This is a genomic window from Mesorhizobium sp. M6A.T.Ce.TU.002.03.1.1 (assembly GCF_003997275.1).
In the GTDB taxonomy this organism is placed as follows: domain Bacteria; phylum Pseudomonadota; class Alphaproteobacteria; order Rhizobiales; family Rhizobiaceae; genus Mesorhizobium; species Mesorhizobium mediterraneum.
The window spans coordinates 21,979-43,995 of the sequence record NZ_RZTI01000040.1 but is presented as its reverse complement, the minus strand read 5'-3'; the positions used below and the strand labels follow the sequence as shown (position 1 = coordinate 43,995).

At 62.6% G+C, this 22,017-nt stretch carries 18 protein-coding genes and 1 pseudogene; 7 read left to right on the top strand and 12 right to left on the bottom strand.

Translation table 11 applies throughout. The features are described 5' to 3' along the window. Positions 1-266: 266 nt before the first annotated feature. Positions 267-434 carry a 50S ribosomal protein L33 gene (rpmG, locus tag EOC93_RS14745; protein ID WP_006201775.1) on the top strand — a complete coding sequence of 56 codons (168 nt, stop codon included), beginning with the start codon at positions 267-269 and terminating at the stop codon, positions 432-434. Between the two features lie 392 nt (positions 435-826). Here rpmG and EOC93_RS14735 read toward each other — a convergent pair whose 3' ends face one another. Continuing rightward, entirely contained in the window at positions 827-2,200 is a 1,374-nt protein-coding gene (locus tag EOC93_RS14735) for a PleD family two-component system response regulator (protein WP_095485371.1), read from the bottom strand. 33 nt (positions 2,201-2,233) lie between these two features. Beyond that, positions 2,234-2,590, bottom strand: coding sequence for a response regulator (locus tag EOC93_RS14730; protein ID WP_287247952.1), 357 nt, complete (start codon positions 2,588-2,590; stop codon positions 2,234-2,236). 250 nt (positions 2,591-2,840) lie between these two features. Between EOC93_RS14730 and EOC93_RS14725 the strand changes: the two genes are divergently transcribed. Next, positions 2,841-3,140, top strand: a complete 300-nt coding sequence (locus tag EOC93_RS14725; RefSeq protein WP_095485583.1) for a DUF3572 domain-containing protein — start codon at positions 2,841-2,843, stop codon at positions 3,138-3,140. Positions 3,141-3,242: 102 nt separating this feature from the next. On the opposite strand, the gene EOC93_RS14720 is transcribed toward EOC93_RS14725, so the two are convergent. Both EOC93_RS14720 and EOC93_RS14715 read right to left on the bottom strand, forming a co-directional pair. Continuing rightward, positions 3,243-4,724: a hypothetical protein gene (locus tag EOC93_RS14720; RefSeq protein WP_127204969.1), complete on the bottom strand. Its 1,482-nt coding sequence runs from the start codon at positions 4,722-4,724 to the stop codon at positions 3,243-3,245. A 101-nt stretch (positions 4,725-4,825) separates the two neighbouring features. Next, positions 4,826-6,271 (bottom strand): S8 family serine peptidase, encoded by a 1,446-nt coding sequence (locus EOC93_RS14715; protein WP_245329857.1) that lies wholly within the window; start codon positions 6,269-6,271, stop codon positions 4,826-4,828. A 119-nt stretch (positions 6,272-6,390) separates the two neighbouring features. Between EOC93_RS14715 and EOC93_RS14710 the strand changes: the two genes are divergently transcribed. Both EOC93_RS14710 and EOC93_RS14705 read left to right on the top strand, forming a co-directional pair. Next, entirely contained in the window at positions 6,391-6,933 is a 543-nt protein-coding gene (locus EOC93_RS14710) for an RNA polymerase sigma factor (RefSeq protein WP_095485373.1), read from the top strand. Beyond that, positions 6,930-7,712, top strand: a complete 783-nt coding sequence (locus EOC93_RS14705; RefSeq protein ID WP_095485374.1) for an anti-sigma factor — start codon at positions 6,930-6,932, stop codon at positions 7,710-7,712. Before EOC93_RS14710 ends, EOC93_RS14705 begins: the two co-directional genes overlap by 4 nt. 50 nt (positions 7,713-7,762) lie before the next feature. Here the strand turns inward: EOC93_RS14705 and EOC93_RS14700 are convergent, their stop codons facing one another. From EOC93_RS14700 to EOC93_RS14690, 3 genes are all read right to left on the bottom strand, one after another. Continuing rightward, positions 7,763-8,110 carry a hypothetical protein gene (locus EOC93_RS14700; RefSeq protein WP_164759138.1) on the bottom strand — a complete coding sequence of 116 codons (348 nt, stop codon included), beginning with the start codon at positions 8,108-8,110 and terminating at the stop codon, positions 7,763-7,765. A gap of 171 nt (positions 8,111-8,281) precedes the next feature. Continuing rightward, positions 8,282-8,992, bottom strand: coding sequence for a DUF6065 family protein (locus tag EOC93_RS14695; RefSeq protein ID WP_095485376.1), 711 nt, complete (start codon positions 8,990-8,992; stop codon positions 8,282-8,284). A gap of 146 nt (positions 8,993-9,138) precedes the next feature. After that, positions 9,139-9,714, bottom strand: coding sequence for a GNAT family N-acetyltransferase (locus EOC93_RS14690; protein ID WP_095485377.1), 576 nt, complete (start codon positions 9,712-9,714; stop codon positions 9,139-9,141). 68 nt (positions 9,715-9,782) lie between these two features. Between EOC93_RS14690 and EOC93_RS14685 the strand changes: the two are divergent. Then, a pseudogene (locus tag EOC93_RS14685) lies at positions 9,783-11,110 on the top strand (DNA polymerase IV). Positions 11,111-11,171: 61 nt separating this feature from the next. Here EOC93_RS14685 and EOC93_RS14680 read toward each other — a convergent pair. After that, on the bottom strand, positions 11,172-11,678 hold the full coding sequence (locus EOC93_RS14680; protein WP_127204968.1) for a hypothetical protein: 507 nt from the start codon (positions 11,676-11,678) through the stop codon (positions 11,172-11,174). Between the two features lie 188 nt (positions 11,679-11,866). Here EOC93_RS14680 and EOC93_RS14675 point away from each other — a divergent pair, with 188 nt between their 5' ends. Next, positions 11,867-12,748, top strand: a complete 882-nt coding sequence (locus EOC93_RS14675) for a DMT family transporter (protein ID WP_127204967.1) — start codon at positions 11,867-11,869, stop codon at positions 12,746-12,748. Between the two features lie 12 nt (positions 12,749-12,760). Here the strand turns inward: EOC93_RS14675 and EOC93_RS14670 are convergent, their stop codons facing one another. From EOC93_RS14670 to EOC93_RS14655, 4 genes are all read right to left on the bottom strand, one after another. Beyond that, positions 12,761-13,564, bottom strand: a complete 804-nt coding sequence (locus tag EOC93_RS14670) for a potassium channel family protein (protein WP_095485381.1) — start codon at positions 13,562-13,564, stop codon at positions 12,761-12,763. A 104-nt stretch (positions 13,565-13,668) separates the two neighbouring features. After that, positions 13,669-14,679, bottom strand: a complete 1,011-nt coding sequence (locus EOC93_RS14665) for a methyltransferase (protein WP_127204966.1) — start codon at positions 14,677-14,679, stop codon at positions 13,669-13,671. A gap of 147 nt (positions 14,680-14,826) precedes the next feature. Beyond that, complete coding sequence (gene dnaE / locus EOC93_RS14660) at positions 14,827-18,306, bottom strand: DNA polymerase III subunit alpha (RefSeq protein ID WP_206532240.1); 3,480 nt, start codon at positions 18,304-18,306, stop codon at positions 14,827-14,829. A gap of 246 nt (positions 18,307-18,552) precedes the next feature. Further along, complete coding sequence (locus EOC93_RS14655) at positions 18,553-20,565, bottom strand: acetyl/propionyl/methylcrotonyl-CoA carboxylase subunit alpha (RefSeq protein ID WP_127204964.1); 2,013 nt, start codon at positions 20,563-20,565, stop codon at positions 18,553-18,555. Between the two features lie 216 nt (positions 20,566-20,781). Here EOC93_RS14655 and EOC93_RS14650 point away from each other — a divergent pair, with 216 nt between their 5' ends. Next, a complete protein-coding gene (locus tag EOC93_RS14650; RefSeq protein ID WP_127204963.1) occupies positions 20,782-21,909 on the top strand; it encodes an S-(hydroxymethyl)glutathione dehydrogenase/class III alcohol dehydrogenase in 1,128 nt (375 codons plus the stop codon). Positions 21,910-22,017 lie beyond the last annotated feature (108 nt).

The window sequence follows — 22,017 nt, the reverse complement described above, 5'->3', positions numbered from 1 at the left end:
CAATCCGGCAGGATGGCTGCCTAAACCGACAAAGGCCTCGCAAGGGCCGCGGAAAACCGCTCTGCCGGCCTTCAAAAAGGCCCCCACTGACCACCGAACTCCACTTCGCTCCCCGTGCAAAGCCCTCACAAGGGGAGAAGGAAGAGGCGCTCTCGCGGGGTTGACTTTCCGGGCGCGTTCTTTATGTGTCGCGCCAAGTTTCCCGCGTCCGGGTGTTTCCCCGTGCTCCAGCGGCTAAAACTCCACGAACATAACGGACGAACAACATGGCCAAAGCCGCAAACATCAAGATCAAGCTTCTGTCGACCGCCGACACCGGTTTCTTCTACGTGACCAGCAAGAACAGCCGCACCAAGACGGACAAGCTGTCGTTCCGCAAATACGATCCGGTCGCCAAGAAGCATGTCGAGTTCAAGGAAACCAAGATTAAGTAATCTGGTTTCCTGCTCCAAAAACCAAAACGCCGCCCCTCTGGGCGGCGTTTTGGTTTTCAAGGCTTCGAAAAGTCCGATATTTCCGATGCTTAGCGCAGAGTCTCGATGTCTTTTCGGAAAGAGGGGGCCGGTCGGCGTTTGGCAGCGGTACGAGGAGGCCACTATGTGCCAGCGCCGGCCGGCCGACCCCACGGACCCAGGAGATGCGGCGGACCTGAGAATCATGGGGTATTCTTCGGATCGACCCGGCAACTACCCTCGCGCCGGTTCCGTCATTGGTCTGCACATTTGCGCAACAGCTTACGAAAATCAACAATTTCTTAACCAAGCGCTGCGAATCGCTTGCGTTAAGGTAAATTCGTAACCCTGTCGCACCGACTGGATAATCGGCGCTACGCCGCCTTGGCGACGACGCGATTACGGCCGGCGCTCTTGGCTTCGTAGAGCGCGAGGTCGGCGCGTTTCATCAGCCCGGCAACCGAGTCCACGCCCTTCAGCACCGACGACACGCCGACGCTGACGGTAACCTCGATCGTCTTGCCATCGAGACCGACGGCAAACGGCATCTGGGCGATTTCGGCGCGAATGCGCTCTGCGACCTTTTCGGCGACCGCGCCGTCCGTGTCCGGCATCACCACGACGAATTCCTCGCCACCGAAGCGGCAGGCGAGATCGATGCCGCGCACATTCTTGCGCAGCCGCCGCGCGAATTCGCGCAGCACCTCGTCGCCGCCGTCATGGCCGTGCGCGTCGTTGATGGTCTTGAAGCGGTCGAGATCGGTGATCATCACCGACAGCGGCCGCCGCCGCGCCACGGCACGGTCGAACAACGTCTGCAGATGGCTGTCGAGGTAACGGCGATTGTGCAATCCCGTCAGGGCGTCGGTCACCGCCATCTCAATGGTTTGGGTGACGCTGGCGCGGAGTTGGTCGTTGTAGCGCTTGCGGCGCACTTGCGTGCGCAGCCGAGCCGTCAGCTCCTGCTGGTCGATCGGCCGCATCAGATAGTCGTTGATGCCGAGTTCGAGGCCGCGGATGATGCGCTCTTCCTCACCCTCCTGCGCCAGAAGGATGATCGGCAGGAAACGGGTGCGATCGAGCGAACGCAGTTGCGAGCAGAGCCTGAGCGGATCGAAATCGGCAAAGGCCGTCGAGATCATCACGCATTCATAGGGGGTCTCGGCGGCCTGGAAGAAGCCGGCATGCGGATCGGTGGCAATGTCGAGGTCAGCGCTGCCGCGCAGCATTTTCTGGACGCGCTCGAAGGAGGACTTGCGCTCGTCGATCAGCAGAACTTTCGGCGTTGTGTCTGCGGAAGCGAAGTTGCGGCTCAACAGCTCCTCGATGCCGATATTGCGCGTGGTCGAGGCGCGCAGGCGCAGCTCGTCGGTCAACGTCTTCAGCCTGACCAGGCTTTTGACGCGCGTCATCAATTGCAGATCATTGACCGGCTTGGTCAGAAAATCGTCGGCGCCGGCCTCAAGGCCGCGCACCCGGTCCGAAACCTGGTCGAGCGCGGTGATCATGACGACGGGTATGTGCGACGTCGCCGGATCGCTCTTCAGCCGCCGGCAGACCTCGAACCCGTCCATATCGGGCATCATCACGTCGAGCAGAACGACATCGACCTTGCCGTTTTCGCAGGTCTCGATCGCGTCCAGCCCGTTGGTGGCGGTCAGCACCTCGAAATATTCGGCAAGCAGCCGGACCTCGAGCAGCCTCACATTGGCAGGGATGTCGTCGACGACGAGGATCCGTGCAGTCATCTCACAAAGCTCCGGCTCGGCTGGAAAGGCGCATCAGGCGTCGCCCAGGTAGGATTTGATCGTTTCGATGAAACGCGGCACCGAGATCGGTTTGGAAATATAGGCTTCGCAGCCACCCTGGCGGATGCGCTCCTCATCGCCCTTCATCGCGAATGCAGTGACGGCAATGACCGGTATGACATGGAGGTCGTCGTCCTCCTTCAGCCATTTGGTCACTTCCAGCCCCGACACTTCGGGCAGCTGGATATCCATCAAAATGAGGTCCGGCTTGTGCAGTCGCGCCAGATCCAGCGCTTCCAGGCCGTTGCGCGTGCGTACCGTCTCGTAACCGCTCGCTTCGATGAGGTCCCGAAAGAGCTTCATGTTGAGCTCATTGTCCTCGACGATCATGACCTTCTTAGGCATCAAATTCCCGTTCCGGCCTGCCTTCCACTCGAAGGATACCGCTATGCGCCCTCGCCGGCACGCATCAAACCCTGCTCGACTCTACGGCAATATAATTGACGAAACGGAAACCGGCTGCCGGAAAAGCTTCGGATTTCGCCTAGAATACCGCATTGCCGAGGTAGATGGCTTGCCGCAGGCGACGCTTGCGATTACTGCCAAAAAGAGACTCATTCCACCGCGCAAGAAGGTAGCGATGGCAAACGCAGCGTCAATGCGCGAGGAAGCGGAAACCATCGCCGTGAAGGCGTTGGGCTTTGTCGCCGCCGATCCGGAACTTCTGCCCCGCTTCCTGGCGATCACCGGTATCGAGGCGCATTCCATCCGCCAGGCTGCCAGCGAGCCGGGATTTTTGGCCGGCGTGCTGCAGTTCATCCTCGCCCACGAGCCGACGCTCATGCGGTTCGCGGAGGAAACCGGCACGCCGCCGGCTTCCGTCGGCAAGGCGTTGCGGGCGCTGCCGCTTGGCGACGACAATCATGAGCATTCCATATGAGCGACGATCCCGAAACAGCGCGCCAGATCGAGGAACTGGCCGCCGACGACTGCGTTTCCAAGCGCCCCGGCAGAACCGCTTAGCCGGGGCTCACGAAAGCGCCTACGGCGTCGTTTCTTCTGCTTCATCATTCGCAACCGGATCGGCCGGCTTCAGCATGGCGCCGTTGACCATCACCGAACCGTCGGCCTTGGTGTTAATGATCCATTCCAACCGGCCGTCCGGCAGCGTCTTGCCAAACCCTTTGATCGCCAGCACTACCGGGAAATACTGCGCGGCTTCCGGCTCCGACTTCGCCGCCGCCTGCAGGCTTTCCACGATCTTGTCGTAGCCGGCTATATCGATCGTCACATTTGCCTCGGGCTTCATGCCGGGGAACGTCATCTCGCCTTCCAGTGCAATTTCCACGTCGCGGTTCTTCACCGTGCTGTGGCCGATGACCATCTTCGGCGCTTTGGCCATGAAATCGGCGGTCAGCGTTTCGCCGAAGCCGGCCGCCAGCGGAGGATTCTGATTGAGATCAAAGGCTTCGATCGCCTTTTTCGCCATGCTGTCGAGATCGATGTTGGCGCCGCCGAAATTCAGATCGATGTCGGTGGGCAACAGCGCTGTGCTCCAGCCGGGGACAAGATGCTGAGGGATCGTCAATCCCGCCGCCTTGATCGAATAGTTGATCGCTCCGTTCTGGGCGATGCCGTCGGACCCGAAGCTAGTGCCCAGCTCCGTCGCACCGAAATGTCCCACCGGGCTCTCGACAGTGAAATCCTTGAACCCGTAGTTTCCGTCGATCCGCTCCCACAGCGGCAGCGCGGCGAGCAAAAGGGATTTGAGCTGCGCCTGGTTGGCCTTCAGCTTGGCCTCGTCTTCATTGGCGACCGCAAATGCTAGCAGATCGAGAAACGGCTTTGTCCTCAAGCCTTTGCCGGTCGCATTCACCGACAATTCTGGCGATTTGATCGTAAGCGGGAATTTCAGCCCGCTTTTTGGGTCGTCAACGTCGATCGCTTCAACAAAGCCGGCCATCGTCTGTGTCATGGTGAAATCGACACCGCCATTCGCGGCCTTGGTTGCGTTCATGGAGGCCGTACCCGCGCCGGTCCTTATTTCCATGTGTTGCACGGCATCCCGTGAGATCATGGTCATACCGGTCATCAATGTCGTAGCATTGGCGAAAGTTGCCAGCTCGGGATCATAGACCCCGGCAAACTTGCCGCCTTCGACCGAGAACTGCGTGCTCTGTGGCCCCTGCGGTCCGTTGATCTCGAAGGAAGCTCTCGTCGTGAAATCCCCCGAGATATCCCATGTCGCGTCGCTGCGCGGTTTGGCCAGCAGGACATAGGGCGCAAAATCGAACTTCAGCAAATCCTGCTTCGGCAGCATTCCGGCAAGCGCCTTGAAGTCGAAGGCGATCTTGTATGCATCACCTTCCACCGAGACCTTCAGGACGCCTTTGTCGATCGCCTGGCTACCGACGTAGCGCGACAGATTTTCGGAAAGCTGCTTCGCACCCTCGCCATTGACGGCCTGGGCGAAAGCGGGCGCGCTAAGCGCGAGAACGAAGACGGCCGGCAGAACACGGGTCACGCAGAATCTCCGTTGCTATTCTTGTAGTAGAAAACTCCAACCGCAACCGTAAGCCGAAACGGGCGAGGCGCAATCCCTCCCAGGCGTTGGATTGAGGAGCTTCACGTCGCCTTCTTCGGTGTGACGACGCAAGCGGCCCGGGCATTGAGCAGGCCCCAGCCGAAGACGGCGTCCTTGCCCGGCGCACCGAGATCTTCCGCCGACTTGCCGAGTGCGTCGTGAATGTCGGCTGCGGTGGCGTTGCTGTTTGCCGATTTCATCAACGCCGCTGCGGCGGTAACAAACGGCGCCGCGAAGGAGGTGCCGGTCTTTGGCCGGGCGCCGCTGACCGAAGCGGCCGTCCACACTTCGACACCGGGAGCGGCCAGATCGATATGCTCGCCGCGCCCGGCACGCCTGTAGGGACGTTTCATGCGGTCCACCGCCGTCACCGCGATCACATCCGCGTAGGCCGCTGGAAAGGAAGGTCCGGCCTTTGGGCCGCCATTGCCGGCGGCGGCGACGATCACCATGCCGCGGTCGGCAAGCCTTCGGACAAACTGCTCTAGAAGCGCATTCGCAGGACCCGACAGGCTCATATTCGTCACCTGCACGCCGCGCACGGAAAGAAGATCGAGCGCGCGAAGAAGATCATAGACGTCCGAGCGGTCATCCTGGCGATCGCCCCGGTGAAACGCATCGACCGCGATCAGCCTAGCGTGCGGCAGGAGGCCCGGGGCACGGCTGTCGACGCCGCCGACGAGCAGGGCCGCGACGGCGGTGCCGTGCTGGCGGCCGGACTCGGGAAAGCCGTCGTCCGACAGGCGAAGAACTTCGACCCGGCCTTTCGCGAAGGCGGCATGCGCAGGATTGATCGCCGTGTCGATGAGGCCGATCGTGACATTGCCACCGCAGCCGGCGGGAAGGCCTATATCGGCCGGCCAGCCGATCAGGCCCGCGGCGGCGCAGTGGGGTCCGGCACATTCGGCTTCTTGTCCGGGCCGGTAGTAATGCACGAAATCTGCTGTCGACTGCGGACCGGCGTCGATGACAAGCTCGCGTGCAGCCTCCAGCGGCGTATTGGGTGGTATGCGCAGCCGGACCAGCTCCGTTCCCAGAAGCTGGATGTCGGCGCGGTCCAGGACGGTGAAGCCCGTTGCCTGAAGCCGACCGATCTCAGCCGAACTCAGCCCGGTCGCGACGATCTGGTCCGGCGCCCGGGACGGCAAAGGGACGGCCGGCCGTTGCGCGCGCCTGCCGCCGCCTCGTCTTGGCGGCCGCGGAAGAAACCGATCCGTCAGCGAGAGAAACAGATTAGGTCCGGTCGACCGCCGGGGAGCCGTTCCCGACCCACCAGACGACGGGCCGGATCGACCGCCGTCATCACCACCGCCACCATCGTCGCCGCCACCGTCATCACCACCACCATCATCATCGGCGAACGCCGATCTTGGTCCGAACTCTGCGGGCGCCATCTGGCCGCTCGGCGCTTGGGGATCGACCAGCAACGCGACAGCTACCCAGAACGGCAGCAGGGCCTTTGGTCTCAGCCATGAGGTGGCGTCCATAGTTTCCCTTCCGGCCGTTGCCGATTTTCAACATCGCGAGGCTAGCGGACCTATCCGGCAATAAGCTAGCGTTGCGAGGAACGGGCGCGGGGCCGCTTTATTCCAGAACTTGGAGCAACATGCCGGAAAAAACCGACCGCGTCCAAGATCAGCTAGTCGCTTTTCTCCCGAATCTGCGCCGCTTCGCGATTGCGCTCTGCCGGTCCCGCGATATGGCGGACGATCTGGTTCAGCGAGCCTGCGAACGGGCGCTCGCCAACGAGCAGCGTTTCGAACAAGGGACGCGCTTCGACGCGTGGATGTTCAAGATTCTCCGAAATCTGTGGATCGATGACATCCGCAAGCGCAAGGTCGCCGGCCCGCAGGACGATATCGACGAGCGCCATGACATCGCCGGCGTTTCCGGTGAGCGCGAGATGGAGGCGCGGCTGGCGCTGAGCGGCGTCGCGCAAGCCATCGGCGAGCTCCCCGGCGACCAGCGCGACGTGCTGCTTCTGGTCTGCGTCGAAGAGCTTTCCTACAAGGAAGCCGCCGAAATCCTTGCCGTGCCGATCGGGACGGTGATGAGCCGGCTGGCCCGGGCGAGGAAGAATCTGGCGGAGGCTACTGGAATATCCACGGCGCCCACCCGTTCTGCGGTCACAAAAGGGGCTACGAAATGACCGAAGAGACTTTTTCGGACGAGATCCTGATGCGGTTCGCCGATGGTGAGCTTGATCCGGAGACTGTCGCCAGGATCGAGCAGGCGATGGAGATCGACGACCGTCTGGTTACCAGGGTCGCTATGTTCATCGAAACCAGAGCGCAGGCGCAGGCCGCGCTGAAGCCGCTGCTCGATGAGCCGGTTCCCGAAAAGCTTGTCGCGGCCGTCGAGCAAATGGTCGAGGCCAAGCGTGCCAGCGAGAAGGCGGCATCGGTATTGCCATTCGGCGGCGGGCGTATGGCGGGACCTCCATCCAGATCCCAATGGCTGCTGCCGATTGCCGCCTCTCTCGCGGCCGTCGTCGGCGCGCTCGCCGGGTATTGGGCTGCAGGCACCAACGAACGCGCACAGGGCGGGCTGTGGGTTGCCGGCGTCATCAGGCCAGCCCTCGGCCAAGCCCTTGAAACGGTCGAATCCGGGAAGGAAATCAAGCTCGCCGGGATCAGCGATCGGTTCCGGGCTATCGCCACCTTCCGCAACAATTCGCAGGATTTGTGTCGCGAATTCGAGGTCGACTCGCAGGACCGCTCCACGGTGATGTCGGTCGCCTGCCGTTCCGGCGACGAATGGCGCGTCAGCTTCGCGGTCGTGGCGCCGGGCGACGCCGGAGGCTATGCCCCGGCCTCGTCGGCCGAAGCCCTCGACGCCTATCTTTCGGCGATCGAAGCGGGCGCGCCAATGTCAGCCGAGGAGGAAGTTAAAGCGCTGACCGAGGTCCGCCAGAAGGATCAGAAGTAAAGCTGCGGCGGCCGGCTTCTCTTGAATGGAATAAAGCCGGCGATCGCCCGTTACTCCGCCGGACCGCAACTGCCGGTCCAGTCTGAAAAAGGAGTAACCACCATGACAAGACACTGGAAACTCAAGTCGACACTGGTCGCAGGAATGGCAGCCCTCGCAAGCACCGCGGCGCAGGCGAAGGAGTATCCCGCGGCGCCCCTGGAAACCGAGCGTCCGCCGGCCGCAATGACCAGCCAAAGCGACGGTGCCTTCATCGTCGCGGGCAACAGTTCGTCAAATTCGAGCTCCAATTCGTCGAGCAATTCGAGTTCGAACTCATCGTCCAACAGTTCGTCGAATTCCAGCTCCAATTCGTCGAGCAACTCCAATTCGAACTCATCGTCGAACAGCTCCTCCAACTCGAGCTCGAATAGTTCGGATCGCGGGCCGCGCCACTGGCGGTCCCGCTAGAGCATCGGGCCCAGAGATAGAGCGGCGGTACGCTTCGACTTGAAAGTCCGCCGCTCTATCGATCCACAAAGAAACGGGGGCCCAGCGGCCCCCGTTTCGCATTCTTCTCCGGGAAAGAGTTAGCGGGCCGCGCGGGCCCATTTGCGATACCAGCCTTCGCTCGCAATCGTGTTGCGATAGACCGTTTCGCGTTCCGTCGCCTCGGCTCCGGTCTCCGCCCGGATCTCCGCCTTGAGCGCCGCACCTTCGCGGCGAACCGGTATGACCTGGACGAGCGGCGTGCCCTTTTCAATGACGTAGAGTCCATCAGGCGCAGTCGCGAAGAATGGAAAATGGATGTCGGCTGCATAAGTGTCGGTATCGACGATACCGGCGACGCATTCGAAAGGCTGAGCCGGTCTGTTGAGCGGCGGCAGGAACAAGGAACTCCAGCCCGGCGGGGTACGTATCGACCAGTAGTTGTGAAACTTGCACGGCGGGCCCGGCTCCTTCGGGTTGCCGGCGACCTGATGGGCGCCATGATTGCTCACCATAGTCCTGTCGAACTCCCAGCCGGCATCGACGGTGCGGCCGCCATTCTTGATCTCAAGGCGGACGGTTGCCGCGAGCGGCAGGATCCAGCCGGTTGTCATCGCATCGAGAAACGGCATGCAGCGCTTGACGGTCAGACCGTTGTTGTTGGCCGACGCATGCTGCGAATCGACCGCCGGCAATTTGCGGAACCAGTCCGGCAGGACCGTCTTGGCCGCCACTGGCGGGGCGATGACGCCATGGTCTTCCGGCCGACAGAGAAACCGGATCGAGCGAGAGGTCTGGGGAAAATGGAACATCGATAGCCTCCATGGAAAAATCCGAGGAGGAACGGGCCGCAGGCGGATTTATTCCTGCTGAACGTCAACCGTCTGATTGCAGGCAGGCCACGATAATTCGGGCGCCGCCGAGCGACCGTCGCGACAGCGGCGCGCAAAGCTCACAACTATAGCACCAATCGCATCAGTGGCCGGCCTGCCTTGCGCTCGACCAGCCTCTCGAAGCCGGCTTTCTCAAACACCCGCGACGAGCCGACGAACAGGCCGATCGAACGCGAATCTTTCGACACATCGATCGGACATGCCTCGACCAGTCGCGCCCCATTCTGTCGGGCAAACTCGACGCCGCCTTCGACCAGGCGATGGGTGACGCCCCTGCCGCGCGCTTTAACGCGGATGAAGAAGCACGAAATTGCCCAGACGCCCGGATCCGCGGCATCGGCGGGATCGACCGGCGCCGACCCCCTGCCCTTATTGTTCCATTCGGGCACGTCGGCGCGCGGGCCGATCTGCATCCAGCCAACCGCCTTGCCATCCTCGAACGCCAGCAGGCCAGGTGGCGGCCCAGCCTCGATCCGCGCCTTGATGTGGTCCTTGTTGCGCTCCCGGTTGCTGGCGCGGCGAGCTGCCGGCGACAGCCGGAAATGTGTGCACCAGCAGCCGTAACAGGCGCCTTGCTTACCGAAAAGATCTTCGAAATCCGCCCAAAGCTCGGGCACCAGCGGCGCTATGGTCGTATTCATGAGCTCTCTCCCGGCCCACCGCCTTGTCGTGGCGTCCGTCCTGACGTACCATTGCATTTGTTCTCTTTATGTTCGCAGCGATGGCGGCTTCTGTCAACAATCCCGATCACGGTTTTTGCCGCGACTGCCTGACCTTCCAGCGCAGCGAGGCACGGCGTTGCGATCGCTGCGGCAGCCCGCGGCTTGCTCGCCATCCGGAGCTCTACCGGCTGCATCTTGCCCATATCGATTGCGATGCGTTTTACGCGGCGGTCGAAAAGCGTGACAACCCGACGTTGAAGGACCGGCCGTTGATCATCGGCGGCGGCAAGCGCGGCGTCGTCTCCACCGCTTGCTACATCGCCCGCATCCACGGGGTGCGCTCGGCAATGCCGATGTTCAAGGCGCTTGAAGCCTGCCCGGAAGCGGTCGTCCTCCCGCCGGACATGGAAAAATATGTACGCGTCGGCCGCGAGGTGCGCGCCATGATGCAGGCGCTGACGCCGCTGGTCGAGCCGATCTCCATCGACGAAGCGTTTCTGGACCTTGCCGGCACCGAGCGCCTGCATGGCTTGCCGCCGGCGGTGGTGCTGGCACGCTTCGCGCTTGGTGTGGAGAAGGAGATCGGCATCACCGTTTCATCAGGCCTTTCCTACTGCAAGTTCCTGGCCAAGGTGGCGTCGGATTTTCGCAAGCCGCGCGGCTTTTCGGTGATCGGCGAGGCCGAGGCGGCCGGCTTTCTCGCCGAGCAGCCGGTGACGCTGATCTGGGGCGTGGGGAAAGCCTTCGCCGCCACGCTTGAACGGGACGGCATCCGCATGATCGGCCAGTTGCAGCGCATGGAGCGCGGCGACCTGATGCGCCGCTATGGCGTGATGGGCGACCGGCTCTACCGCCTTTCGCGCGGCGAGGACGATCGCCGCGTCCATCCTGACCAGGATGCGAAAAGCGTCTCGGCGGAGACCACCTTCGACACAGACATCGCGTCGCTGGATGAATTGGTTTCGGTGCTGAGGGCGCTGTCGGAAAAGGTCTCGGGGCGGCTGAAAAAATCCGGCATTGCCGGGCGCACCGTCGTGCTGAAGCTAAAGACCCAGGATTTCAAGACCCGCACGCGCAACCGCCAGCTCGGCGACCCGACACGGCTGGCCGACCGCATTTTTCGACCGGGCTCGAGCTGCTGCGCAAGGAAACGGATGGCACAAGATACCGGCTGCTTGGCATCGGCGTCAGCGACCTCTCGAATGACGAAAAGGCCGATCCGCCCGACCTCGTCGATATCCAGTCACGCAAGCGCGCCATGGCCGAAGGCGCCATCGACACGCTGCGCGACAAATTCGGCCGCAAGGCCGTGGAGACCGGCTATACCTTCGGCAAGGGCCGCAGCGCTCACCCGCCCGAGCCGATCGAGGACTGAGCATGATGCCGAACCTTCGGCTCGGAAAAGATCATGCTCAAACAAGAAGATAGAGCGGCCTTCAGATGCGCCTCAAATCGATCCGGCTGGTCATCACGCGCTCACCGGTTTTTGGGTCGACGTCGATAACGGTCAGCCGCATGCCGTCCTCGCCGCTCTTCTCGACCGTCATTTGCGCCGTGCGATCGCCGTTGACCTCCTTCGCCCAGCGGATGCCGAGATTGATCGCATTGCCCGAGCGCCTGCCGCTAAGCTGCGCCGGCCCGGTGCGGGATCCGACATAGGTGCCGGTGTACTTCGTCCCGCTGGACTTCAGATCGGCACTGATGGCGCGCGTCACCACGACCAGACCGCGGCAGGTGCCGTCCAGCGACAATGAGCTCGATGTCGCGTCGGAATTGAAGCGGCAGGAGACGTTCACCGTCGGCGCATCGGTGGTTACCTTGACGGTCCCCTTGCCGGCAAAATTCCCCTGGAACGAGCGGAGGAAATCGGCTTCGTCGGCGTGAGCTGCGCCAGCCGCTGCCGCTAGGCAGCCGGCGAGTGCAAATCGTGCGAATGATTTCATCGGATCTCTCCTCGTTGAGATCGGAAACAAGGCACTCCCTGCTAGGCAGGTAAACACTACGAATCAACGCCCGCCACTTCGGCAGGTTCCGCCTTCAACATGACTGTTTTGCAACACGTCGCTTCTGGCCCAGCCGAATGCGTCGACTAGCGGTTGCAGTGAACGTCCCGGCTTGCGACATAGCGCGCATGGCACCCTCACCATCGATACCCAAGGCCGCATTCTGGATGGCGCTGTCGATCGCATCGTTTCTGGCGATGTCGGTCGCCGGCCGTGCCACGACGGCCGAACTCAACGTCTTCCAGGTGTTGGAGCTGCGCTCGGTCATCGGCTTTTTCATCCTCCTGCCGCTGGTGATGATATCAGGCGGTTTTGCGGCAATGCGCACCAAACGGCCCTTGGCCAATATCGTCCGCAACGTCGTCCATTTTATCGGCCAGGCGGCGTGGCTTTACGCCTTGACGCTGATCCCGCTGGCCGTGCTGATCTCCATCGAATTCACGACGCCGATCTGGACGGCCATCCTGGCGGTCGGCTTCCTCGGTGAAAGGCTAAGCCGGCCCAAGGTTGCGGCGATCATGCTGGGGCTGATCGGCGCGATGATCATCGTGCGTCCGGGAGCGGGCTCCGTCGATCCGGGACATGTCGTCGTGCTGGGCGCCGCCGTCTGCTTCGGCATATCCGTGGTTCTGGTCAAGTCGCTGACGCGGACGGACAGCGTCGTGCGCATCATCTTCTGGATGCTGCTTATCCAGTCGGTGCTCGGCCTTGTCCCGGCGCTCTACGAATGGCGCAATCCGCCGCTCGAACTGTGGCCGTGGATCCTGCTGATCGCCTTCACCGGCATGTCGTCGCATTTCTGCATGGCCCGCGCGCTCGCCTATGCCGACGCGACCGTCATCTCGCCGATGGACTTTTTGCGCGTGCCGCTGTCGGCGCTGATCGGCTGGCTGCTTTACCACGAGCAGATCGACGCTTTCACCGCCGGTGGCGCCTTGCTGATCCTGATGGGCAATCTGCTCAATCTGCAACGGAAAGCGACGAAACCGGCTGAGATCGCGGCATCATAGTTCCGTCGGAGCTCAAATACCGTCGTCGGGTATCTTGAGAAGATGCCCGCAGGCCTTGCAGTGGACGGCGTCGGGCTCGTGCCGCTGAAGGCCGCATTGCGGGCACGGGAAGAAGACCTTGGCGGGGCGGAAGAGCGCCTGCGCCAGCCTGACGAACAGCGATATGCCGATGATCATGGTGACAATCGCGGTGAGCTTGCCGGCTATCCCCGGCAGCACGATGTCGCCGAAACCGGTCGTTGTCACCGTCGCGACGGTGAAATAAAGCGCGTCGACATAGCCTTCGAGACCGGCCCCGGTGCGGAAGAAGAAGGTGTAGACGAAGCCGGTGACGACAAACAGGAATGTCAGGAGATTGATGACCGCGTGGCTTGCCTCGCGCCATTTTTTGAGGCCGCGCATCTCGAAATACCGCCACAGCGCGCCGCTGCGCGACAGCGACCACAACCGCAGGATGCGCAGGAAACCCAGATTGGCCAGCGCCGAAGGCATCAGCAACGTCAGCAGGATGAAGGCGTCGATCCACGACGCCGGCTGTTTCAGCAGGCGCAGCATGTCATTGGAGGCTAGCAGCCTGGCAATCATGTCGGCGGCGACAAGTGCTGCGACAGAATAATCAAGCCAGAGGAACGAGGACGACTCCTGGATCACCGGTGTGGCGATGAAGAAGGCGATGATGGCAAGGTCGATGATGATCGCCGCCAGTTGAAACCGGAAAGCCGCAGGTGTGCGCCCGTGATAAAGCTTGCGCAACGTATCGCGCAGCCGCGCCAAGGCTGATAACTCCCGCGCTCCGTCCTTGTCTGCCGCCTTCATGGCAACTGCGATAACGTTCGCTGCAACAGCCGTCCAGTGGGCAGAGCAGGGATAAGCCGCCGTGGGTTGAGAACATCCGGAGAGTTTCAGACCCGGAAAGCAATTCAGACCGGTTCCGCCTCGATGATGCTGATGCGAGGTCCGGCTTCAACAATATTCGCGACCCGGAAATCCGACGCTGCAAGCAGCACCCTGAATTCTTCCGCCGTGCGCTCCTGCCCGCCCGGCATGACCAGCATGTTCAGATCGCCGAATTTTGCGCCGGCGCCTTCGTTGGGCGGCGCCAGAATGCTCTCGAGCACCAGCAGTTTGCCTTCTGGGCGCATTGCCCGGCGGCAGGTTTTCAGGATGCGGATGTTTGTGTCGTCGTCCCAGTCATGCAAGATCCATTTAAGCACAATCGCATCGGCGCCCTCGGGCACCGAGACGAAGAAATCGCCGGCAACGATATCGCAACGATCGGCCACGCCCGCGGCGTCAAAGACCGGGCCGGCCTTTGCCACGACCTGCGGCTGATCGAAAAGAATGCCGCGCTGGCCGGGATTGCGGCAGACGATTTCGGCAAGCAGCGCGCCCTGCCCGCCCGCGACATCCATGACGACAGAGAACGGCCGGAAGTCATAGGCCGCGATCACCGCGGCGGCGACGCCACGCGACATGGCCGTCATCGCCCGGTCGAAGATGACGGACTCTTCCGGATGCTCCGCCCGATATTCCCAAACGCCCTTGCCATGAGCATGGCGAAAGGCGTTTTCGCCGGTGCTGACACTGTGCAGCAGATCGCTCCATGCCTGACGGAAATAGGGCCGTCCGGCCAGGATAGCCCACGGCGCGACCGAATGCTGAACATCGGATCGCAACGCGCTGCCAACCGGGGTCAGTGAGAAGAGCCGGTCTTCCGCTTCATGGAACACGCCGACCGACGCAAGGGCGCGCAACAGCCGGCAGAGCGCCTGCGGATGGGCATCGGTCAACGCGGCAAGTTCGCCGCTGGTGCGTTTTCCGTCCTTAAGGTGGTCTGCGATGCCCAGCGTGGCGGCGACGCATATCGCCTGAGATACCTGGAACCCATTCACCATCTTCTGGAGTTCGGCAGCGGCTGTCCGCTCGTCCATGACGCACTCCCCCGGCCGCCGAAAGACCCAGGCCGCCGAGCTCACAATACCAGCGGCGTTATCACCGGGCAATGACGGCGCTGGGCATGCCGGCGCTGACTGACGGCATACGGTCGAAACAGACGGAACCGTGCTAATCCCGTTAGGTCACACCAGTTCCACTTCCACCACGCCCGGCACCGCGCGCATCGCCGACGCTATCTGCGGCGAGACACGGTAACGGTTGGGCAGCTCGATCTCGACCTCGCCCTGCGCCTCGTCCTTGATAACGATAATGCTCACCTGACTGTCGCCGCGCTGGGTAAGCTGCGATTGAATCGCCGACGCCGGTCGGTCATTCCTGACAAAGATGCGCAAGGCCTTCTGGATGCGGCTTGCCTCGTCCTCCAGCGACTGCACGGTCTGGATGCGCAGATTGACGCCTTCGGGCCTGTCCTCGGCCGAAACGGTGATCACCACCGAACGGCCGGGCTCGAGCAGGTCTCGATACTGCGCCAGCCCCTCGGAAAACAGCACCGCCTCATACTGGCCCGACGTGTCGGAAAACTGCACGACGCCCATCTTGTTGCCGGTGCGCGTCTTGCGCTCTTGTTTGGTGGTGACGGTTCCGGCAAGCCGCCCGGCGGCAGCACCGCGTTTGACGGCGGCCGAGAATTCGGCCCAGGTCTGCACCCGCATCTTCTGCAGCGCCGCCTTGTATTCATCCAGCGGATGGGCGGAGAGATAGAAGCCGACCACCTGAAATTCACGGTGCAGGCGGTCGGCGGCAAGCCATGGGTCGGTCGCCGGCAGGTTGAGGGCCTGCCACTGCGCGCCGAGCGAGGCGCCGAAAATGTCGTGCTGGCCCGACATTGCATTCTGCTGCGCCAGCGACGCCAGCCCCATCATCCGCTCGACGCCCGCCATCATCGCGGCGCGGTCGTGGCCGAAACAGTCGAGCGCGCCAGCCATGATCAGGCTTTCAAAGACGCGCTTGCCGACGATCTTCGGATCGACCCTTTCGCAGAAATCGGCGAGGTTTTTGAACGGTTTTTCGCCGCGCATGGCGACGATATGCTCGACCGCCGCGTCGCCGACGCCCTTGAGCGCGGCCAGCGAATAGAAGATCCGGTTCTCGCCGACTTCGAAGGCGCGGAAGCTCGTCATCACCGAAGGCGCCACGACATCGATGCCGAGGCGCAGCGCATCCTGGCGGAAATCGGCGAGCTTGTCGGTGTTGCCCATATCCAGCGTCATCGACGCGGCCAGGAACTCGACCGGGTAGTGCGCCTTCAGATAGGCCGTCTGGTAGGAGACGACCGCGTAGGCGGCGGCATGCGATTTGTTGAAACCGTAGTCGGCGAACTTTGCCAGCAGGTCGAAAATAAAGTCGGCTTGCGGCTTGCCGACGCCGCGCTCGACCGCGCCCGAGACGAAGCGCTCGCGCTGCTTGTCCATCTCGGCGCGGATCTTCTTGCCCATGGCGCGGCGCAACAAATCGGCTTCGCCCAGCGAATAGCCGGAGAGCTCCTGCGCGATCTGCATAACCTGTTCCTGGTAGACGATGACGCCTTGCGTCTCCTTCACCAGATGGTCGATCTTCGGGTGGATCGACGCCATCTCCTCCTCGCCATGCTTTCTGGCGTTGTAGGTCGGGATGTTCTCCATCGGCCCCGGCCGGTAAAGCGCGACCAGCGCGATGATGTCCTCGATACAGTCGGGGCGCATGCCGATCAGCGCCTTGCGCATGCCGGCACTTTCCACCTGGAACACGCCGACCACTTCGCCGCGCGACAGCATGGCGTAGGTGTCGGGGTCGTCGAGCGGAATGTGGGCGAGATCGATCTCGATGCCGCGGCGGCGGATCAGCTTGACCGCGGTCTCCAGCACCGTCAGCGTCTTCAGGCCGAGGAAGTCGAACTTCACCAGCCCGGCCTGCTCGACATACTTCATGTTGAACTGGGTGACCGGCATGTCGGAGCGCGGGTCGCGGTACATCGGCACCAGCTCCCACAGCGGCCGGTCGCCGATGACGATGCCGGCGGCGTGCGTCGAGGCGTGGCGGTAGAGCCCTTCCAGCTTCTGCGCCATGTCGAGCAGCGTCTGCACGATCGGCTCGCGCTCTGCCTCTTCGGCAAAGCGCGGCTCGTTGGCGATGGCGTCGGCGAGCTTGACTGGATTGGCCGGGTTCGACGGCACCATCTTGGAGAGCTTGTCGACCTGGCCATAGGGCATCTGCAGCACGCGGCCGACATCGCGCAGCACCGCGCGGGCCTGCAGCGTGCCGAAGGTGATGATCTGGCCGACCTGGTCGCGGCCGTATTTCTGCTGGACGTAGCGGATGACCTCCTCGCGCCGGTCCTGGCAGAAGTCGATGTCGAAGTCGGGCATCGACACGCGGTCGGGGTTGAGGAAGCGCTCGAACAGCAGCGAGAAACGCAGCGGATCGATGTCGGTGATGGTCGTCGAATACGCGACCAGCGAGCCGGCGCCCGAACCGCGGCCCGGCCCGACCGGAATGCCTTGTGCCTTCGCCCATTTGATGAAGTCGGCAACGATCAGGAAATAGCCGGGGAACTTCATCTTCTCAATGATGCCGAGCTCGAATTCCAACCGTTCGCGATATTGTTCGACCGTGTAGCCAGGCGCCAGTCCGTGCGCGGCGATCCGCGCCTCCAGCCCTTCATGCGCCTGTCTGGCAAGCTCCTGCGCCTCCGCCTTCACCGCCGCATCGGCGTCGGCGACATCGCCGCCGGCAAAGCGCGGCAGGATCGGGTTGCGGGTCTTGGGATAATAAGAGCAGCGCAGCGCGATCTCGACGGTGTTGTCGATCGCTTCGGGCAGATCGGCGAACAGCCTCGCCATGTCAGCCTGGCTTCTCAGAAAATTGTCGGGCGACAGGCGGCGGCGATTGTCGACGGCGACGACCGAGCCTTCGGCGATGGCGATCAGCGCGTCATGCGCCTCATAGTCGTCGCGCGAGGAGAAAAACGCCTCGTTGGTGGCGACCAGCGGCAGGTCATTGATATAGGCGAGATCGACGGACGATTGCTCGATCGCCCGGTCATAGCCGGAAACCCGTTCCAGCTCGACATAGAGCCGGTCGCCGAACAGCGCCTTGAGCGCCAAAAGCCGTGTCTCGGCGAGATCGCGGCGGTCCTCTTTCAAGGCGTTGCCGATCGGACCGCGCGGCCCGCCGCTGAGACAGATCAGGCCGTCGCAATGGCCTTGCAGCATTTCGGTCGTCAGATGCACCGCCTCGCCGGGCGGCGTTTCGAGATAGACCCGGCTGACCAGCCTGACCAGATTGCTGTAGCCGGCCTCGGTCGCCGCGATCAAAACCACCGGCCGCATCTCCGGGCCTTGCCGCCTGCGGTCGCGCTGGCTGTCGCTGGCTTCGCCGGAAAAGGCGAGAGTGGTCTGGCAGCCGATGATCGGCTGGATGCCCTCCTTCACCGCTTTCTGCGCGAATTCGAGCGCGCCGAACAGATTGTTGGTGTCGGTGACGGCGATGGCCGGAGCTTCATCCTTGACCGCATGGGCGACGACCGTGCCAAGCTGCAAAGCACCTTCGAGCAGCGAATAGGCCGAATGCACGCGCAGATGGATGAACGGCCGCGCCGGCATTTCCGGCCGCGACGCCTTCATAAAAGCCTCGCGCCGCAAAGGGTCGCGTGGAAGTGTCTCATTCGCCATGGTTTTTTAGCGCCGCTTGAAAGGACTCAGTCGATGAAATTGCATTGTCCGGCACCGGACGATGCGAGTCCAGCAGTTGCCAATCGAGCCTTGCAAGTTCGCGATCGTTGCTTTGTGACGGCATTTATGCTAGGAATATATGCATGGTGCTGATTTGCGCCAACGACCCGCCGCCGAGGCGGGTTTTTATTTTCAGCCTCACGCGAATTCCATGATCACCGCATCGACCGCGAGACTGTCGCCCGGCTTCGCCTTGAGTTTCGACACGGTGAGATCGCGCTCGGCGCGCAGCACGTTTTCCATCTTCATCGCCTCGACCACGGCCAGCGTCTCGCCGGCCTTGACCTCCTGCCCCTCGGCAACCGCGATCGACACGACGAGGCCGGGCATCGGGCAGAGCAGCATCTTCGACGTGTCCGGCGCCACTTTTTCCGGCATCAGCCTCTCGAGCTCGGCGGTGCGCGGCAGCATGGCGCGTGCGGCGACCGACATGCCTTTCCAGGCGATGCGAAACCCGTTCAGCACCGGCCTGATCTGCGCGGCGATTCTTCGGTCGCCGACCGTGCCGCGCCAGATGAGATCGCCCGGCCGCCAGTCTGACATCACCGTCAGCGCCTTGCCGCCGTCGATCGACAGATCGAGCTCCATTGGAATGGAAATCATGCCTTCGAGGACAGAGGCCGAAAGGTAATCCTCGCCGATCTTGACCGCCCAGTCGCGCTTCAGGGCACCCGAATGCGGCGCCAGCCGCCCGCCCAGCCGATCGAGCCGGTCGCGGCGCAGCAGTTCGACCGCGGTGGCGATCGATGCGAGCACGGCCTTCTCCTCGCTATCAGGCACGATCGGCGCGAACCCGTCAGGATATTCCTCTGATATGAAGGCGGTCGATATCAGCCCTTCCCGCCAGCGCGGATGCTGCATGAGTGCTGCCAGGAACGGTATGTTGTGCTCGATGCCGTCGACGACGAAGCTGTCCAGCGCTTCCGACATGGCGTCGATCGCGGCGAGCCGCGTCGGCGCCCAGGTGCACAGCTTGGCGACCATCGGGTCATAGAACATCGAGATTTCCGACCCTTCGGTGACGCCGGTATCGTTGCGGATGACGATTTCGCCGAACTGTCCCTCTTCCGGCGGCCGGTATCTCGTCAGCCGGCCGATCGACGGCAGGAAATTGCGATATGGGTCCTCGGCATAGAGCCGGCTTTCCACCGCCCAGCCGTTCAGCTTGACGTCACTTTGCTTGATAGCGAGTTTTTCGCCGGCAGCTATGCGGATCATCTGCTCGACCAGATCGATGCCGGTGACCAGCTCGGTCACCGGGTGCTCGACTTGCAATCGCGTATTCATTTCAAGGAAATAGAAGTTCTTTTCGCTGTCGACGATGAACTCCACCGTGCCGGCGCTCTGGTAGTCGACCGCCCTAGCCAGCGCCACCGACTGCTCGCCCATGGCTTTCCGGGTCTTGGCGTCGAGGAAAGGCGAAGGCGCCTCTTCGACGATCTTCTGGTTGCGGCGCTGGATCGAGCATTCGCGCTCGCCGAGATAAAGCGCATTGCCATGCGCGTCGGCCAGCACCTGGATCTCGATGTGGCGCGGATCGACCACGAACTTCTCGATGAAGACGCGGTCGTCGCCAAACGAGCTTTTGGCCTCCGAACGCGCCCGGTCGAACCCGTCGCGCACCTCGGCCTTGCTCCAGGCGATGCGCATGCCCTTGCCGCCGCCGCCGGCCGAGGCCTTGATCATCACGGGATAGCCGATCTCACCGGCTATTTTCTCGGCATGGCCGGCATTCTCGATGACGCCAAGCCAGCCGGGCACGGTCGACACGTTTGCAGCGTTGGCGAATTTCTTCGATTCGATCTTGTCGCCCATCGCCCTGATCGCTCTGGGTTTTGGGCCGATGAAGACGATGCCCTCCTTCTCCAGCGCCTCACAGAACGATGCGCGTTCGGACAGAAATCCGTAGCCGGGATGCACGGCTTCAGCACCCGTCGCCTTGCAGGCGGCGATGATCTTCTCCGGCACCAGATAGCTCTGCGAGGCCGGCGAAGGCCCGATATGCACCGCTTCGTCGGCCATCTCGACATGCACGGCGTCGCGATCGGCGTCCGAATAGACCGCCACGGTTGCGATGCCCATCTTGCGCGCCGTCTTAATGACGCGGCAGGCGATCTCGCCACGATTGGCGACCAGGGTTTTTGTGAACATGCGGGTTTTGTTCCCTCGGCTGCCTTTCTTTTATGGGCTTCGCCCAGCCGGTCAAGGCCCCGGCTGATCAAGGCAAGTTGGCGCATATCCCGGGCGCAAGTCGCCTAGTGACGACCAAACCCGGCTATGAACTGTCAATTCGTCCCATAGTCCAGAACCTGCAGATACGCTAATGCTCGGCCACGATTGCAGATTTGCCCTGAGAGGAGATTCCCGATGAAAACCCGTGCCGCTGTCGCTGTCGCCGCCGGAAAGCCGCTGGAGATCCTGGAGGTCGACCTCGACGGCCCGCGCGCGGGCGAGGTGCTGGTCGAGATCAAGGCGACCGGCATCTGCCACACCGACGAGTTCACGCTGTCGGGCGCCGATCCCGAAGGCATTTTTCCGGCGATCCTCGGCCATGAGGGTGCAGGAATCGTCGTCGATGTCGGCAAAGGCGTCACCTCGGTCAAGAAGGGCGACCACGTCATCCCGCTCTACACGCCGGAATGCCGGCAATGCCCGTCCTGCCTATCCAGAAAGACCAATCTGTGCACCGCGATCCGCGCCACGCAGGGGCAAGGCCTGATGCCTGACGGCTCGTCGCGCTTCTCGATCGGCAAGGACAAGATCTTCCACTATATGGGCTGCTCGACCTTCTCCAACTTCACCGTGCTGCCCGAGATCGCGGTGGCCAAGGTCAATCCCGACGCCCCCTTCGACAAGATCTGCTACATCGGCTGCGGCGTCACCACTGGCATCGGCGCGGTGATCCACACGGCCAAGGTCGAGATCGGCGCCACGGCCGCCGTCTTCGGCCTCGGCGGCATCGGCCTCAACGTCATCCAGGGACTACGTCTCGCTGGTGCCGACATGATCATCGGCGTCGACCTGAACAACGACAAGAAGGAATGGGGCGAGAAATTCGGCATGACGCATTTCGTCAATCCGAAGGAGATCGATGGCGATATCGTGCCCTACCTCGTCAACATGACCAAGCGCGGTGCCGACCAGATCGGCGGTGCCGACTATACGTTCGACTGCACGGGCAGCACCAAGGTGATGCGGCAGGCGCTTGAGGCATCGCACCGCGGCTGGGGCAAGTCGGTCGTCATTGGCGTTGCCGGCGCCGGCCAGGAGATCTCGACGCGGCCGTTCCAGCTCGTCACCGGCCGCACCTGGATGGGCACCGCCTTTGGCGGCGCGCGCGGCCGCACCGACGTGCCGAAGATCGTCGACTGGTACATGGACGGCAAGATCGAGATCGACCCGATGATCACCCACACGCTGAAGCTGGAGGACATCAACAAGGGTTTTGACCTGATGCATGAGGGCAAGAGCATCAGGAGCGTGGTGGTTTACTGACGAGAACCACAAGCCGCTGATCGACCGGTCCGCGACCTGGTTTCGAAAAGAAAGGGGCAGATAAAAACGCCGAAAAACTGCATCCGAAAGTCGACAATGGACTGCCCA